General features: G+C 67.9%; 13 protein-coding genes. 6 read left to right on the top strand and 7 right to left on the bottom strand.

The window, feature by feature from the left end; all coding sequences use genetic code 11:
- Positions 1-16 precede the first annotated feature (16 nt).
- From fdhF to DW355_RS15340, 3 genes are read left to right on the top strand one after another with little or no spacing between them, the layout of a single operon-like run.
- The gene (gene fdhF, locus DW355_RS15350) at positions 17-2,902 is read left to right on the top strand and encodes a formate dehydrogenase subunit alpha (protein WP_131281359.1); all 2,886 of its coding nucleotides are present in this window, start codon (positions 17-19) and stop codon (positions 2,900-2,902) included.
- A 20-nt stretch (positions 2,903-2,922) separates the two neighbouring features.
- On the top strand, positions 2,923-3,804 hold the full coding sequence (gene fdhD, locus DW355_RS15345; protein ID WP_131281357.1) for a formate dehydrogenase accessory sulfurtransferase FdhD: 882 nt from the start codon (positions 2,923-2,925) through the stop codon (positions 3,802-3,804).
- A 9-nt stretch (positions 3,805-3,813) separates the two neighbouring features.
- Entirely contained in the window at positions 3,814-4,035 is a 222-nt protein-coding gene (locus DW355_RS15340; RefSeq protein ID WP_131281355.1) for a formate dehydrogenase subunit delta, read from the top strand.
- 91 nt (positions 4,036-4,126) lie between these two features.
- Here the strand turns inward: DW355_RS15340 and DW355_RS15335 are convergent, their stop codons facing one another.
- Positions 4,127-5,386, bottom strand: coding sequence for an Hsp70 family protein (locus DW355_RS15335; protein WP_131281353.1), 1,260 nt, complete (start codon positions 5,384-5,386; stop codon positions 4,127-4,129).
- Between the two features lie 250 nt (positions 5,387-5,636).
- Here DW355_RS15335 and gstA point away from each other — a divergent pair, with 250 nt between their 5' ends.
- Genes gstA through DW355_RS15320 form a run of 3 tightly spaced genes read left to right on the top strand, consistent with a single transcriptional unit; the run spans position 5,637 to position 8,913 of the window.
- On the top strand, positions 5,637-6,242 hold the full coding sequence (gstA, locus tag DW355_RS15330) for a glutathione transferase GstA (protein ID WP_131281351.1): 606 nt from the start codon (positions 5,637-5,639) through the stop codon (positions 6,240-6,242).
- Complete coding sequence (locus DW355_RS15325; protein WP_131281349.1) at positions 6,242-7,672, top strand: chromate transporter; 1,431 nt, start codon at positions 6,242-6,244, stop codon at positions 7,670-7,672. Before gstA ends, DW355_RS15325 begins: the two co-directional genes overlap by 1 nt.
- Positions 7,673-7,704: 32 nt before the next feature.
- Entirely contained in the window at positions 7,705-8,913 is a 1,209-nt protein-coding gene (locus tag DW355_RS15320; protein WP_165493211.1) for a multidrug effflux MFS transporter, read from the top strand.
- A 1-nt stretch (position 8,914) separates the two neighbouring features.
- Here DW355_RS15320 and DW355_RS15315 read toward each other — a convergent pair whose 3' ends face one another.
- The 6 genes from DW355_RS15315 to DW355_RS15290 all read right to left on the bottom strand — a co-directional run bounded on the left by DW355_RS15315 (position 8,915) and on the right by DW355_RS15290 (position 15,375).
- A complete protein-coding gene (locus DW355_RS15315; protein ID WP_131281345.1) occupies positions 8,915-9,571 on the bottom strand; it encodes a hypothetical protein in 657 nt (218 codons plus the stop codon).
- 79 nt (positions 9,572-9,650) lie between these two features.
- A complete protein-coding gene (locus tag DW355_RS15310) occupies positions 9,651-10,367 on the bottom strand; it encodes a Rieske 2Fe-2S domain-containing protein (protein WP_131281343.1) in 717 nt (238 codons plus the stop codon).
- Positions 10,364-11,260, bottom strand: a complete 897-nt coding sequence (gene cobA, locus DW355_RS15305; protein ID WP_131281341.1) for a uroporphyrinogen-III C-methyltransferase — start codon at positions 11,258-11,260, stop codon at positions 10,364-10,366. Before cobA ends, DW355_RS15310 begins: the two co-directional genes overlap by 4 nt.
- Entirely contained in the window at positions 11,257-11,670 is a 414-nt protein-coding gene (crcB, locus tag DW355_RS15300; RefSeq protein WP_131281339.1) for a fluoride efflux transporter CrcB, read from the bottom strand. Before crcB ends, cobA begins: the two co-directional genes overlap by 4 nt.
- A gap of 32 nt (positions 11,671-11,702) precedes the next feature.
- Positions 11,703-12,446: a type IV pili methyl-accepting chemotaxis transducer N-terminal domain-containing protein gene (locus DW355_RS15295; protein WP_131281337.1), complete on the bottom strand. Its 744-nt coding sequence runs from the start codon at positions 12,444-12,446 to the stop codon at positions 11,703-11,705.
- Positions 12,447-12,495: 49 nt separating this feature from the next.
- Positions 12,496-15,375 carry a nitrate reductase gene (locus DW355_RS15290; RefSeq protein ID WP_131281335.1) on the bottom strand — a complete coding sequence of 960 codons (2,880 nt, stop codon included), beginning with the start codon at positions 15,373-15,375 and terminating at the stop codon, positions 12,496-12,498.
- Between the last annotated feature and the right edge of the window lie 114 nt (positions 15,376-15,489).

Below are 15,489 nucleotides of genomic sequence, written 5' to 3'. Positions count from 1 at the left end.
TTTGAAGGAGCGCACCATGCTCGACCATCTGAAGCTCGAAATCGATTACGGCACGCCCCTGCGTGAATCCGAGAAAAAGGTCACGCTGGAGATCGACGGCCAGACCGTCACCGTGCCCGAGGGCACGTCCCTCATGCGCGCCGCGGTGGACGCGGGCGTCAAGGTGCCCAAGCTCTGTGCCACTGACAGCCTGGAGCCCTTCGGTTCCTGTCGCCTGTGCCTGGTGGAAGTGGAAGGGCGGCGCGGTTTCCCCGCCAGCTGCACCACGCCCGCCGAGAACGGCATGAAGGTGCACACGCAGACCAGCAAGTTGCAGGACCTGCGCAAGAACGTGATGGAGCTCTACATCAGCGACCACCCGCTGGACTGCCTGACTTGCTCGGCCAACGGCAATTGCGAGCTGCAGGACATGGCCGGCGTGACCGGCCTGCGCGAAGTGCGTTACGGTCAGGGCGCGGACGCAGGCGCGAACCACTTCAAGGGCGAAAGCAAGCCGCTCATCGATTTTTCCAATCCTTATTTCAACTACGACCCAAGCAAGTGCATCGTCTGCAACCGCTGCGTGCGCGCCTGCGAGGAGACCCAGGGCACTTTCGCGCTGACGATTTCCGGTCGCGGTTTCGACAGCCGCGTTTCGCCCGGCCAGGACGAGGCTTTCATGGCGTCCGAGTGCGTGAGCTGCGGCGCCTGCGTCGAGGCCTGCCCCACGGCCACCCTGCAGGAAAAGAGCGTGGTCGAGCTGGGTCAGCCCGAACACAGCGCCATCACCACCTGCGCCTACTGCGGCGTGGGATGCGGTTTCAAGGCCGAGATGAAGGGCAACGAGGTCGTGCGCATGGTGCCGTGGAAGGACGGCCAAGCCAACGAAGGCCACGCCTGCGTCAAGGGCCGTTTCGCCTGGGGCTATGCAACGCACCAGGACCGCATCACCAGCCCCATGATCCGCAAGAGCATCAACGATCCGTGGACCGAGGTGAGCTGGGACGAAGCCATCAACTACACGGCCAGCGAATTCAAGCGCATCCAGGCCAAGTACGGCCGTGACTCGGTGGGCGCGCTGGTGTCCTCGCGTTGCACCAACGAAGAGGGCTATCTGGTTCAGAAGCTCGTGCGCGCGGCCTTCGGCAACAACAACGTGGACACCTGCGCGCGCGTGTGCCATTCCCCCACCGGCTACGGCCTGAAGCAGACGCTGGGCGAATCCGCCGGCACGCAGACCTTCAAGTCGGTGGAGAAGAGCGACATCATCATGGTGATCGGCGCCAACCCGACCGACGGCCACCCGGTGTTCGGTTCGCGCATGAAGAAGCGCCTGCGCGCCGGCGCCAAGCTCATCGTGGTGGACCCGCGTCAGATCGACCTGGTCAAGAGCCCGCACATCCGTTCGGACTACCACCTCAAGCTCAAGCCCGGCACCAACGTGGCCATCATCAGCGCCCTGGCGCACGTGGTGGTGACCGAGGGCCTGGTGGACGAAGCCTTCGTGGCCGAGCGTTGCGAGGCCAAGTCCTTCAACGAGTGGCGCGACTTCGTGTCCAAGCCCGAGAACTCGCCCGAAGCGATGGAAGCCGTCACCGGCGTGCCGGCCGAGCAGATCCGTGGCGCGGCCCGGCTCTTCGCCACCAAGGGCAAGAACGGTGCCATCTACTACGGCCTGGGCGTGACCGAGCACAGCCAGGGTTCGACCATGGTCATGGGCATCGCCAACCTGGCCATGGCCACCGGCAACGTGGGGCGCGAGGGCGTGGGGGTCAACCCGCTGCGCGGCCAGAACAATGTGCAGGGTTCCTGCGACATGGGGTCCTTCCCGCACGAACTGCCGGGCTACCGCCATGTGTCGGACGCCACCGCGCGCAGCCTGTTCGAGAGCGCCTGGAACGTGGAGCTGCGCGCCGAGCCCGGCCTGCGCATCCCCAACATGCTGGGCGCCGCGGTGGATGGCAGCTTCAAGGCCCTGTACTGTGAGGGTGAGGACCCGGTGCAATCCGATCCGGACACCCAACACGTGGCCCATGCCCTGGAATCCATGGAGTGCGTGGTGGTGCAGGACCTGTTCCTGAATGAAACCGCCAAGTATGCCCACGTGTTCCTGCCGGGCGCTTCCTTCCTGGAGAAGGACGGCACCTTCACCAACGCCGAGCGCCGCATCTCGCGCGTGCGCAAGGTCATGCCGCCCAAGGCCAAGTACGCCGATTGGGAAGTCACGCAGATGCTGTCCAATGCGCTGGGTTACCCCATGAACTACCAGCACCCCAGCGAGATCATGGACGAGATCGCCGCGCTGACGCCGACCTTCAAGGGCGTGAGCTTCGACAAGCTGGACAAGCTGGGCAGCGTGCAGTGGCCTTGCAACGACGAGGCGCCCGAGGGCACCCCGACCATGCACATCGGCAGCTTCGTGCGCGGCAAGGGCAAGTTCATCATCACCCAGTACGTGCCGACCGACGAGAAGGTCACGCCCAAGTACCCGCTCATCCTGACGACCGGGCGCATCTTGTCCCAGTACAACGTGGGTGCGCAGACCCGGCGCACGGAGAACGTGCACTGGCACAGCGAGGATCGGCTAGAGATCCACCCGCAGGATGCCGAGGACCGCGGCATCCATGAGGGCGACTGGGTTGGCATCCAGAGCCGCTCAGGTGCGACCGTGCTGCGTGCCATCGTCACCGACAAGGTGCAGCCGGGCGTGGTCTACACCACCTTCCACTTCCCCGAATCGGGCGCCAACGTCATCACGACCGACAACTCCGACTGGGCCACCAACTGCCCTGAGTACAAGGTGACGGCGGTGCAGGTGATGCCCGTGACACAGCCGTCCGAATGGCAGAAGGGCTATGAGCGCTTCAACCGCGAGCAGCTGCAGCATTTGCAGGCCGCGCAGGCCGAGGTGGTGGGCAAGTAAGTTTGCCTGACAATGCAGGCATGAAACTGCAAGACCTGCCCACGCAAACGCTGCCGCACGCCGAGGCGGTGATGAAGGACGCACGCAAGGTCCCCGTCACGAGCCTGCGCGACGGGCAGGTGTTCCACGGCGAGGACTGGGTGGCCGAGGAATGCCCCGTGGCCCTGGTCTACAACGGCATTTCCCACGCGGTCATGTTGGCCACGCCGCTGGACCTGGAAGACTTTGCCTTTGGTTTCTCCCTGAGCGAGGGCATCGTCGACAGCCCGTCGCAGGTCTACGGCATCGAGGTGCAGCCCGATGTCTCCTGCGAAGGGCAGGCTGGCGTCACGGTGAGTCTGGACATCGCTTCCGCCAGCTTTGCCCGGCTCAAGGAGCGGCGTCGCACCCTCGCCGGACGCACGGGTTGTGGCCTGTGCGGGACGGACAGCCTGGATCAGGCCGTGCGCTCTCCCAGGACCTTGCCCACCGATGCCCATACCGTGTTCCGCGCCGCGGCCGTGTCGGCCGCCATGGGCCGGATGCGGGAGCGCCAGCGACTGCTGAACATCACCGGGGCGACGCACGCGGCGGCCTGGTGTGCGGCGGATGGCGAGATCGTCCTGCTGCGCGAAGACGTGGGTCGCCATAACGCGCTGGACAAGCTGATCGGCGCCTTGTCCCGTCCCGGCGCGCCTGCTCAGCTGGCGCGCGCCAATGAAGGCTTCATCATCGTCAGCAGCCGCGCCAGTTACGAGATGGTGCAGAAGACCGCCAGCGCGGGCGTGACGCTGCTGGCGGCCGTGTCCGGCGTGACGGGACTGGCCATCGACGTGGCCCAGGACTGCGGCCTGAGTCTGCTGGGGTTCGCCCGCGGCCAGGATCTGTCCGTGTACAGCCATCCTCGAAGAATCATTTTGTGAGACTCAACCATGAACCTCGAACACCTCATCCGCATGGCCAACCAGATCGGCACTTTCTTCGCGGCCATGCCTGACCGGGCCGAGGCACTGGAGGGCATCGCCAACCACATCCAGAAGTTCTGGGAGGTGCGCATGCGCCGTGAGCTGGCGTCCGCGATGGAATCCGGTCAGGCCGAGGCTCTGCTGCCCATCGTGCGCGAGGCCTTGAGCAAGCACCCCTTGCCGGTGTGAACGACGGAGCGGGCCAGGGCCCCGCGTCCTCGCGCGTGCCCGGCCTGACGCGCGCGGGCGTCAGCGCTGTTGCAGTGGTGCTGCGTGCGCCTCAGGCACCGCTGCCGTAGGCCAAGCCCGAGGCCACTCCGCCGAACAGATCGCCTTTCACCAGCGGCACGCCCGCGAACTCCGCCCGCAAGGCTTGCTGGAAAGGGCGCAGGGCGGACGATCCGCCGGTGAGGTAGATGGCCGCGAGCGCGCCATCGGCCACCCCCGCCAGATGCACGCATTCCCGGGCACAGGCCACGGTGCGCGCCAGCAGCGCGCGCAGCTGTTCCTGCATCCCGCTCACCGACATCGGGGCGGCGAGGCCCGGCTCCAGCTCTGAAAGATCCATCGACGAGTCACGGTCCTCTTGCGAGCAGCGGATCTTGGCCTGCTCCACCGTGTGGGCGATGCGGTGGCCGTGGCGTTCGCGCAGCGCGCGCATCAGGCGCTGGTGCAGGCGCGCGTCGGCATAGTTGGTCCAGAGGGCCTGGGCCTCGGCGATGGCGCGCGGCTGGTAGAGCCAGTGGATCAGGTGCCAGGTCGCGAGATCAAAAAAGATGCGACTGGGCACCTCGCGGCCCTGTGGCCCCAGATGGCGGTAACCCAGCAGCGGCATCACCTGTTCCAGACTGAGTTTGTGGTCGAAGTCCGTGCCGCCGATGTGCACGCCGGTGGTGGCCAGCACGTCGCCCGCGCGATCGGGCGCCTGCATGCGTCGTGGCCCCAGGCGCACGACGGTGAAGTCCGAGGTGCCGCCGCCCAAGTCCACCACCAGCACGGTGCTTTCCCGGTCCAGCCGCCGTTCATAGTCCAGCGCCGCCGCGATCGGCTCCAGCTGGAAGGACACCTCCTGAAACCCCACCGCCCGCGCGGCGTGGAGCAGAGATGCCTGCGCCAGCGCATCGCGCTCGGCATTGTCGTCCACGAAGTGCACGGGCCGGCCCATCACCACCCGCGTGGGCGCTGCGCCCAGCGCCTGCGCGGCGCGCTCGCGCAGCGTGGCCAGAAAGGTGGCGATGATGTCCTGATAGCTCAGCGCGCGGTTGTGCACCGTCGTGGTCTCCTGCAGCAAGGGGCTGCCCAGCAGACTCTTGAGTGAGCGCATCAGCCGGCCCTCCGCGCCCTCCAGGTACAGCGCGAGGGCGTCCCGGCCGAAATGGGTGCTGAAGTCCTCGTTGTCGTAGAACACGGCCGTGGGCATGGCCGTGGCGTCGTGTTCCAGGGGGATCAGGCGCGCCCGGCTTCCGGGCTCGGCCCAGGCGATGGCGGAGTTGGAGGTGCCGAAGTCGATGCCGAGAGTGCCGGTGAGCGTGCGGGTCATGCGCGGAAAGCGTGGAGAACGTGAAAAATGGCTTGGGGACAGTCGTGGCGGCAGACAGCGAGGCCACCGACAGCGACCTGGAGAGAGGCGCGGGTCACAACGCAGCAGCGCTCTGGAGGTCGCGGATTGTGCCACTCGCGTGAGCGCGGAGCGCGCGGATTTGCCTACACTCGACGTTTTCGCCGGCGCGTCCCAGCTTCCAGAGGCCGGGGCCGCTTTTTTCTTTTCTTCAATCAGCACCCTCTGACCCATGAAACTCTATTTCAAGCCCGGCGCCTGCTCTCTTTCTCCCCACATCGTGCTCGAGGAACTGGGCCTGCCGCACGAAGCACTGGCCGTCGATCTCAAGGCCAAGACGCTGGCCGATGGCTCGGATTACCTGGCCATCAACCCCAAGGGCTATGTGCCCGCCCTGCAGCTCGACAGCGGCGAGGTGCTGACCGAAGGCCCAGCCATCGTGCAGTACCTGGCCGATCAGAAACCCGATAAGAAGCTCGCGCCGGCCAACGGCACGATCGAGCGCTATCGCCTGCAGAGCTGGTTGACCTTCATCGGCACCGAGATCCACAAGTCCTTCAGTCCCCTGTTCAACGCGGCCATGCCCGAGGAGGCCAAGGCCTTCGCGCGCGCCAACCTGGAGCGCCGCCTGGGCTGGGTGAACCAGCAGCTCGCGGGCAAGGACTACCTGATGGGCGCCGACTTCACGGTGGCCGACGCCTACCTCTTCACCGTGGCCAGTTGGGCTCGCCCCGTCAAGCTGGACATCAGTGCCTTCACGAACCTGACGGCCTACATGGCCCGCGTGGCGGCGCGTCCTGGCGTGCACGCCGCGCTGAAGGCGGAAGGCCTGGCCTGATGTCGGGGGGCGGACCGCCCGCGTCCGTGGTGTCGGAGTCGCAGGCCGAGCCGGAGCCGGTTTCGCTGGGCCAGGCCACGCGCTACTGGCTGAAACTGGGTTTCCTGAGTTTCGGCGGCCCGGCGGGCCAGATCGCGCTCATGCACCATGACCTGGTGGAGCAGCGGCGCTGGATCTCGGGCAAGCGCTTCCTGCATGCGTTGAACTACTGCATGCTGCTGCCCGGGCCCGAAGCCCAGCAGCTTGCCACCTACATCGGCTGGCTGATGCATCGTCGCTGGGGCGGCATCGTCGCCGGGGCGCTGTTCGTGCTGCCCTCCTTGTTCATCCTGATCGCGCTGTCCTGGCTCTACATGGCCTGGGGTCAGACGCCCTTGGTGGCGGGGCTGTTCCATGGTGTCAAACCGGCGATCACAGCCATCGTGGCCTTTGCAGCCTGGCGCATCGGCGCGCGCGTGCTGTACTGCGACGGCCACCTGGACGTCGGGCTGACGGGCATCGCGGTGATGGCTTTCCTGGCCATTGCCGTCCTGCAGCCTCCCTTTCCGCTGATCGTGGCGGTGGCGGCCTTGTTGGGCTGGGTCGGGGGACGTTGGGGCCGTTCCTCCCGTGTCGGCCGCAGCGGCGACCGTGACAGTGGGGTGGCGGCCGCCTCCACCGACGAGGCGCCGCGAGCCGCGACGCCGTCCGCCGAGCGACCCGCCCTGATCGACGACCACACGCCACCGCCCGCGCATGCGCGTTTTGCCTGGTCCGGCCTGGCGCGCGTGCTTCTGGTCGGCGCGCTCTTGTGGCTGCTGCCCATGGGCCTGCTCTGGGGCCTGCTCGGCTGGCGGCACGACTACACCCAGATGGGCTGGTTCTTCACCAAGGCGGCCTTGCTGACCTTTGGCGGTGCCTATGCCGTGCTGCCCTACATCCATCAGGGCGCGGTGGGCCATTACGGCTGGCTGAGCAATGCGCAGATGATGGACGGTCTGGCCCTGGGCGAGTCCACACCGGGACCGCTCATCATGGTGGTGGCTTTCGTCGCCTTCGCCGGGGGCTGGAACCAGGCGCTGCTGGGGCCGGATGCCCTGTTCCTGGCCGGTGCCCTGGCGGCGCTGCTGGTCACCTGGTTCACTTTTCTGCCGTCCTTTCTGTTCATCCTCGCGGGCGGGCCGCTGGTGGAGTCCACGCGGGGCCGGCTGTCTTTCACCGCGCCGCTGACCGCCATCACCGCCGCCGTGGTCGGGGTGATCCTGAACCTGGCGCTGTTCTTCGCCGTCCATGTGGCCTGGCCGCAAGGCCTCGGCGGGCGCGTGGACCTGGCCTCTCTGGGCCTCGCACTCGGCGCCTTGCTCGGGCTGTGGCGCTACCGGCGCCCCGTGCTGGAGGTGATCGGGGTCTGTGCCCTGCTGGGGCTGTTGTTTCAATTCCTGGGTTGGTGAGCATGTCTGTTCTTGTTTCCCCGCGCCGCGGCATGACCGTGAATCTGGTGCTGCAGGTCGCCTTCGGCCTCGTGGCCATGACCCTGTGCCTGCCGGCGCTGCCCGACTGGGCGCATGAGTTCGGTGCCAGCCAGGCCACCGTGCAACTGAGTTTCAGCGCCTATGTGGCCGCGTACGGCAGCCTGCAGCTGGTCTATGGCCCCTGGTCGGATCGCCTGGGCCGCAAGCCCGTGCTGCTTTTCGGCCTGGCGCTGGCCGTGCTGGGCTCCGTGCTGGCGGCCCTGGCGCCCAATCTGTCCACCCTGATCGCGGCGCGTGCCCTGCAGGGCGCGGGCACCGCGGCCGGCATGGTGGTGGGCCGGGCCCTGGTGCAGGACTGGTTCGCCGGCCACGAGCGCCCGCGCATCATGGCCTACATCGGCATGGTCATGGGCCTGTGTCCGCCCCTGGCCACGCTGCTGGGTGGCTACATCCACGTGCAGGCCGGCTGGCGCTGGGGTTTCGTGCTGCTGGCCGCGCTGGCGCTGCTGGCCTGGGTCATGGCCTGGCGGGACATTCCGCCCGGTCGTCCGGCGCGCGCCATGCCCGCGGGTGGCTCCGCGCAGGAGCCGCCCCGGCATTGGCTGCGTACCCTGGCCAGCGCGTACGCGCGGCTGGCGCGCGAGCCAGCCTTCCTGCTCTACGTGGTGGTGCTGGCTTCCACCACGGCGGCTTTTTACTGCTTTCTCTCGGGCGCGCCCATCGTGCTTGCCGGCTATGGCGTGGCGCCGCAGCAGGTGGGCTGGTACATCATGGCCGTGCCCTTTCCCTATGTGCTGGGCAATCTGTTGACCACGCGCCTGGTGGAAGGCTGGGGCGAGCGGCGCCTGATGGCCGTGGGCCAGTGTGCGGTGCTGCTGGGCTTGTCCCTGCTGCTGGGGCTGGCCTGGGCGGGGTGGCGCAGCCCGCTGGCCTTTGCCTTGCCCTTGGTCTTCATCGGGGTGGGCCATGGCCTGCTCACGCCACCCGCGCTCGCGGGCACGGTCAGTCTGGTGCCCGCACTGGCCGGCTCGGCGGCCGCCGTGGCCGGGATGACCCAGCAGTTGCTGGGCGCGCTGGCGGCCTACGGCGTGGGACTGGTGTCGCACGACGGGCCGGTCAACCTCGGCCTGCTGATGCTGGGGGCCTCGCTGGCGGGGCTGCTCGCGCAGATTCTGCTGTTCGGCGTGGTGTTGCGCCGGCGGGCCGCAAGGAACGTCTGATTCAGCCCGTCCGACGCCCGGCACCCGGCCGCAGGCGCCAGAGCCGGGTCAGCACGGCCAGTAGCACGGCGGCAGCCATGGTGTAGCCAATCACGCGCGAAAGCAGCAGTTCTCCCTCGCGCGCGGCGCCCATGAAGAAGAGGATGAAGGCCAGCAGGTGCACCAGCAGACGCTGGGCGCGGACCCACAGCGCGTCACTGCGGTGGAACCAGGCCAGCAGCACGTCGGCCACCCACCAGATGGCGAATACCGTGTCCAGGCGCGGCGCGCTCACGCGCGGGGTGTTGAGGATGCGCGACCAGTCATTGCCGAAGACCAGCACCACGGCCCAGTAGAAGTGGATGGCGAAGGCCAGCAGCGAGACGGTCCAGAAAGCCAGCCAGTAACGCCAGGCCAGGGCCGAGCCGCGGATGAAGGGAAACAGGCACAGGGCCGGCGTGACCAGCGCGATGGTGGCCCAGATGGTGAAGAAGGTGAGGTGCAGGTCGAAGCGCTGCTCGGGCCGCATGTCGGGCGCGTCGCCACCGGGAGGCAACAACGAAAAGATCGCTTGCCCGCGTGTGAGCCAGGCGGTCAACAGGGCGGCAAGCGTCAGCAACACCCCGAGCGCCAGGGCTTGCAGCAGGGCCTGGCGTTCGGTTTCGGCACGTTGGAACATGAGGGTGTGGGGAGTTTCGGGTCCGTGATGGTGCCACAGCGAGCAGGCACCGGTTTGGAATTCGACGGACCGGAACAGCCTACCAGCGCACCCAGACGCGCCCTGCCTCCACTTTGCTGTCCAGACGGGTCAGCGGCGTGTCACCCTTCTTGATGCAGTCGCCGCTTTGCACGTCGAATTGCCACTCATGCTTGGGGCAGGTGAGGGTCAGGCTTTTTTCACCGGCCTGACCTGCCTTGCGGCTTCGTTCCAGCGCCAGCTCGGGGATGTTGGTGGCGTTGTGCGGGCAGAGGCTGTCGTAGACCCGCACGGTCTCGCCCCCCTCTTGCTTGCCCCTGTAGATGAAGAGGCCGCGGCCGTCGCAGTCCACGCGTCTGACTTCCCCGTCGGGCACCTCGTCCAGCGCCAGTGCCTCGCGCCAGCGCGGGGCTGCTTCGTCCGAGGTGTCAGGGGACTTCCGTCCAGGCGCCTTGCCCCCCTGCAAGGCCTCAAGCGTGAATTCGGGCAGGTTCATGGACAGGATCACGTCCGTGGCCCAGACGATCTTGGTCAGGCCCAGGGCGGGAAAGGCCATCAGCAGGGCGTCGATCACCTCGGCGGCACTGCAGCCCTCGCGCAGCGCGCGCTTGAGGTATTGCTTGAGGCCGCGCTCGGTCTGCGCGTGCACCTTGGTGATGACCGAGATCAGGTTGCGCGTCTTGGGGTCGAGGTGTTTGCCGGCGTCCTTGAGGAAGCTGAAGTAATGCGTCATGGCCTCGGGACGGGCCTGGACGAGGTAATCGAGCGCTGCGCTCATGAGGAGGCTCCTGGAGGGGACAAGGATGGTGGCGGACGCAGCTCGTCGTGGCTCAGGCGCATGGCGGCAACGGCGCTCGGGTCGAACCAGTCGAGCGCGCCATGCAAGGTCACCACGTCGCCCACGATCAGCAGGCTGGGCGAACGCAGCGCCTGCACGCCGGGCTGCGTGGGCAGGTCAGCCAGCGTGCCGATGACGACACGCTGCGTGGCCAGCGTGGCATGCTGCACCGCCGCGATGGGGCGCGTGGGTGGTGCGCCGTGCTCGATGAGTTTGTGGCAGATGGCGGGCAGGGCGGACAAACCCATGTAGATCACCACGGTCTGCTGGGGCCGTGCCAGCGCGGCCCAGTCCAGGTCGGGTTGCGTGGGGCCCTGCGCGCCGTCGGACGTGGTGTCGGCGGCATCCTGGACATGCTTCAGGTGGCCCGTCACAAAGAGGCAGCTTTGGGCGTGGTCACGGTGGGTGAGTGGAATGCCCGCGTAACAGGCCACGCCGCTGGCCGCCGTGATGCCAGGCACGACCTCGAAGGGCACGCCGGCTTCGGCCAGCTTTTGCATCTCCTCGCCACCGCGGCCGAAGATGAAGGGGTCGCCGCCCTTGAGCCGCACGACCTGGCGGCCTTCGCGCGCCAGTTGCACCAACAGGGTGTTGATCTGCTCCTGGCGCAGCGTATGTTCATTGCGGCGCTTGCCCGCGTAGATGCGTTGGGCCGTCGGGTTGGCCAGGGCGAGCACGCCGTCGGACACCAGGTTGTCGTAGACCAGGGCATCGGCCCGGGCCAGGATGCGCGCGGCGCGCAGGGTCAGCAGCTCCGGGTCCCCGGGGCCGGCGCCGACGAGGTAGACACGGCCCTCTGCACGGGCGCTGGACACTTGCATCTGCGTGTTCATGCCGTGCGACTCAGCAGGACCGGGAGAGCCCATTTCGCGCTCTGCATGCCCACGATGGTCAGCAGCAGCGAGCCAAACAGGTGCAGCGCCGCCGTGCCCAGGGCCAGGGCATAACGCTGCTGCATGAGCATGTTCACCACCTCGGCGGAGAAACTGGAAAACGTGGTCAACGCACCCAGGAAGCCCGTGACGAGCAGCAGGCGCCAGGTTGGGTCCAATTGCGGCAGGGCCTGGAACACGGCGACGCAGACGCCAACCAGGTAGCCGCCGATCAGGTTGGCGGCCAGCGTGCCCCAGGGCAGGAAGGTGCCAGCGATGGGGCCGGAGGCGTTGAGCCAGAGGCCGAGTTGCCAGCGTGCCAGCGCGCCGAGGCAGGCACCGAGGCAGATCGCGGGAATGGAAGCAAGCATGACGGGAAGTTTAGCCCGGGCCGGGCCCGTGCTCAGGCCGCGAGCGTGTGGCGTTGTTCGGCCAGCACCGCGGCCTTGCGCGTGAGGCCGTCGATCACATCGGTGATGTTGGACAGCACGTTGGCGACGACGGCGAACTCGCGTCCGTGCTGGCCCGCGCGGGCGGCCATCACCTGGGCGTTGAAGCTCACGATCTTGGCCTCCTTGGCCACGCCCTGGATGTCGCCCACGATGCTGACCAGTTCCTTGAGCATGGCGCCAGAGCGGCTGCGGGTGATGTCATCGAAAGCCGTGGTCGCGGTGTCCAGCGCCGACAGGATGCGGTCGGTCTGGTCGACCAACTGGGAGATGGTTTCAGGGGTGGTCGTGTCCCGCGCCACGATGCGGTCGATGGCCTCGCGCACCAGCCGCATGAACGCATCGATGACTGGTCCCACGCCTGCCGGGCCGCGGTAGGTGTCGTGGATGCGGCGGGCTTCGGCGTCGCCCAGTCCTGTGGCCGTGGCAGCGCCCGTCAAACGCTGGTGGCTCTCGCCGAAGAGCTGCAAGGTGCGGCGCGCCTCGTCCAGCTTGGCCGTGTCGCCGCGCGCGGCCAGCAGGATCTGCAGGATCAAGCGTTGCGACAGCATGCGCTGGCGCGCGGCGAGGTTCACGATGGAGATGCCCTGCGGGTGCGGCGGGGTCGCGGGCGCCGCGTCGCGGATCTGTGTGTCGGGCATCAACAAGGGCGTCGCGGGCCGGGCGGCGGTGGGGGCGGAAAAGCGCGGAATGGACATGGGGACGGGGCCGGCTGCGGGAGAGGGTTTCGCGGCTCAGCGGATGTTCTCAAATTGGTTGCGCAGGCGCCAGGGCCGCCTGCGTGCGGCGCACCAAGCGTTGCAGCTCGGGCACGCAGGACCCGCAATTGCTGCCGCACTTCAGCGTGTCCTGCAAGGCGACCAAGCGTTCGCGATCGTCACCACCACATTGCGTCAGCGTCTGGGTGATGGTGTCTTCGTCCACGTTGAAGCAGGTGCAGACCTGGCGTGCGCGTGGACGCGCGGCGTCCGGGGCGGCCGGTGCCTGGGCGCCCGGCATGAGCAAGAGGCGGCCGTAGGCCTGCGCGGGCAGTTCGTCCTGCAGCAGGTTGCGCAGCCAGCTTTCAGCACGGGTGTCGCCGCCCAGCAGCACGGCCTGCAGCGTGGCCGGTCCGGCCGGGGCGGCCGCGTCCCGTCGCAGCAGCAAGGCACGGCGTTGGCCGCGCTTGCGGTCGACGTAACGCAGCACGCCCGTGACGTCCAGGCCCAGCAGGGCTTCGATCTGGTTCAGCAGTTCCTCGGGTGGGGCCGCGTCGGCCGCCGCGCGCAGCAGCAGGCCGGTCTTGTCGTGCCCGAAGGGCACGCAGCTCGTGTAGGGAAAGCGCGTCATCAGGTGACGCAAGGCTGCGCGCGTTTCTCCCACGCGTTCGGGCGGCAACCAGGCGAGGCCGAGCAAGGTCCAGGGCAGTTCGGCCTTGAGGATCTTGACCGCGGTGTGCTTGAGCTCGGGTTGTTTGGAAAGCGGGTCGAAGGCCGCAGTCGTGAGCGCGTTCACACCGGCCAGGGGCTGGCCCGTGCTGCTGTGTCCACCGAGGAACTCCGAACCCCAGTGCATGGCCATGAAGGCCTGGCCACTGGCCACGTCCTCGCTGGCCTGCAGGGGCAGGACGATGGAGCCGCGTTGGCTGGTGAGGTGCACAAGCTCTCCTTCCTTCAGGCCGCGCCGCGCCATGTCGCTGGCGTTGATCTGCACCAGGGCCTCAGGCGCATGACCGAAGAGACGACCCAGGGTGCCGGTGCGGCTCATGCCATGCCATTGGTCGCGCAGACGGCCCGTGGTCAGGGCGAAGGGAAAGCGCGCGCTGCGGGGTTCGGCCACCGGCTGGTAGTCCACCGAAGCGAAACGTGCGCGCCCATCGGGGGTGGGGAAGCGACCGTCCTCGTACAGACGGGCTTTGCCGAGCGAGACCCCGGGGTGCTGCGGCATGAGGGTTGGGGTCTGGCCCGGGTCATGCCGGGTCGTGTCGGCGGGGCAGGGCCATTGCCGAGGTGCCGCTTCCAGCTGTTCATAGCTCAGACCCGTGATGTCGAGATCACGTCCGCGCGTGCTGGCGCGGTGTTCGTTCCAGATGGCTTCAGGGCCATCGTAGGGAAACAGCGCGTGCCGCGAGCCGATACCCCGTGCTTGCAGACGGCGCGCGAAGTCCACCACGATTTTCCAGTCGTGCCGGGTCTGGCCAGGCGGTCGCACCGCCGCGCGCACACGGCTGATGCGGCGTTCGCTGTTGGTGACCGTACCCTCTTTTTCGCCCCAGGTGGTGGCGGGCAGCAGCAGATCGGCAAAGTCGCAGCTGGCCGTGGTGGTAAAAGCTTCCTGCACGACCACGAACTCGGCGCGTTGCAGCGCGCGTCGCACCGTGGCCTGATCGGGCATGCTCTGCGCGGGGTTGGTGCAAGCGATCCAGAGCGCCTTGATCTCGCCATCGGCGGCGGCCTGGAACATCTCTACCGCCGTCTTGCCGGGCTGTTCGGGCACGGAGGGCAGGCCCCAGAGCGCGGCCACTTCGGCACGGTGCGCGGGGTTGGCCAGGTCGCGGTGGGCGGACAGCAGGTTGGCCATGCCGCCGACCTCGCGCCCGCCCATGGCGTTGGGCTGGCCCGTGAGCGAGAAGGGGCCAGCGCCGGCTTGGCCGATCTGGCCCGTGGCCAGGTGCAGGTTGATCAGGGCCGCGTTCTTGGCCGTGCCGCTGCTGCTCTGGTTCAGGCCTTGGCAGTAGAGACTGAGGGTGGGGCGGCGGTGTTGCGGATCTCCCCCACCGGTGGCGAACAGGCGCGCCGCCTCGGCCAATGCTTCCTTCGGGATGCCGCAGACCTGCGCCGTCCGGTCCGGTGTCCAGTCACGGACGCGGCTCTTGAGTTCGTCGAAGCCCTGGGTGTGCGCGGCGATGTAGGCGCTGTCCGTCCAGCCTTCCCACAGCATGAGGTGCAGCATGCCGTGGAACAGCGCCACGTCGGTGCCGGGCTGGATCTGCAGGAACAGGTCGGCGCCGCTCGCAGTGTCGGTGCGCCGTGGGTCGACCACGACGATCTTCAGGTCCGGTCGGCGCCGCTTGGCATCCTCGATCCGACGAAAGAGCACGGGGTGCGCCCAGGCGGTGTTGCTGCCCGCGATGAAAAGGCAGCCGGCGTGGTCGATGTCTTCGTAACAGGTCGGTGGCGCGTCCGCGCCCAGCGTGAGCTTGTAGCCCGACACGGCGCTGCTCATGCACAGGCGCGAGTTGGTGTCGATGTTGTTGCTGCCAATCAGGCCCTTGGCCAGTTTGTTGAAGACGTAATAGTCCTCGGTGAGCAATTGGCCGCTGATGTAGAAGCCCACCGCGTCCGGTCCATGCGCCTGGACGATTTGGGCGAAACGCGTGGCGGCGTCGTCCAGCGCCTCATCCCAGCCGATCGCCACGGGCGCGTCGCCGCGTTGCGCGCGCCGCAAGGGCTGCAGCAGCCGGTGCTGGCGCGTGATCTCGGGCGCGGCCGTCAGATGCAGGGTGGAACCCTTGGAGCAGAGCCGGCCGAAATTGGCCGGATGCTCCGGGTCACCGCGCACGCCGGTGATCTGGTCACCCTCGCTTTCGATGATCACACCGCAGCCCACACCGCAGTAGGGACAGGTGGAGCGAGTTTCCTTAGGCATGCCGAGTCCCTACGGAGGTGTTGCCTGTACACGCCCAGCGGGCGCGCCGCGCAGCGGCGAGACCGCAGTAGGGACAGGTGGAGCGAGTTTCCTTAGGCATGCCAAGTTCCGGGG

This window comes from Hylemonella gracilis, assembly GCF_004328645.1.
Lineage (GTDB): Bacteria > Pseudomonadota > Gammaproteobacteria > Burkholderiales > Burkholderiaceae_C > Hylemonella > Hylemonella gracilis_B.
This window is presented reverse-complemented; position numbering and strand designations above follow the sequence as displayed.

Coding starts and splice junctions, on each gene's coding strand:
- DW355_RS15335 (WP_131281353.1), bottom strand. CDS start 5,386: ATGACCCGCACGCTCACCGGCACTCTCGGCATCGACTTCGGCACCTCC.
- DW355_RS15295 (WP_131281337.1), bottom strand. CDS start 12,446: ATGTCCATTCCGCGCTTTTCCGCCCCCACCGCCGCCCGGCCCGCGACG.
- DW355_RS15325 (WP_131281349.1), top strand. CDS start 6,242: ATGTCGGGGGGCGGACCGCCCGCGTCCGTGGTGTCGGAGTCGCAGGCC.
- fdhF (WP_131281359.1), top strand. CDS start 17: ATGCTCGACCATCTGAAGCTCGAAATCGATTACGGCACGCCCCTGCGT.
- DW355_RS15315 (WP_131281345.1), bottom strand. CDS start 9,571: ATGTTCCAACGTGCCGAAACCGAACGCCAGGCCCTGCTGCAAGCCCTG.
- fdhD (WP_131281357.1), top strand. CDS start 2,923: ATGAAACTGCAAGACCTGCCCACGCAAACGCTGCCGCACGCCGAGGCG.
- cobA (WP_131281341.1), bottom strand. CDS start 11,260: ATGAACACGCAGATGCAAGTGTCCAGCGCCCGTGCAGAGGGCCGTGTC.
- gstA (WP_131281351.1), top strand. CDS start 5,637: ATGAAACTCTATTTCAAGCCCGGCGCCTGCTCTCTTTCTCCCCACATC.
- DW355_RS15310 (WP_131281343.1), bottom strand. CDS start 10,367: ATGAGCGCAGCGCTCGATTACCTCGTCCAGGCCCGTCCCGAGGCCATG.
- DW355_RS15340 (WP_131281355.1), top strand. CDS start 3,814: ATGAACCTCGAACACCTCATCCGCATGGCCAACCAGATCGGCACTTTC.
- DW355_RS15320 (WP_165493211.1), top strand. CDS start 7,705: ATGACCGTGAATCTGGTGCTGCAGGTCGCCTTCGGCCTCGTGGCCATG.
- crcB (WP_131281339.1), bottom strand. CDS start 11,670: ATGCTTGCTTCCATTCCCGCGATCTGCCTCGGTGCCTGCCTCGGCGCG.
- DW355_RS15290 (WP_131281335.1), bottom strand. CDS start 15,375: ATGCCTAAGGAAACTCGCTCCACCTGTCCCTACTGCGGTGTGGGCTGC.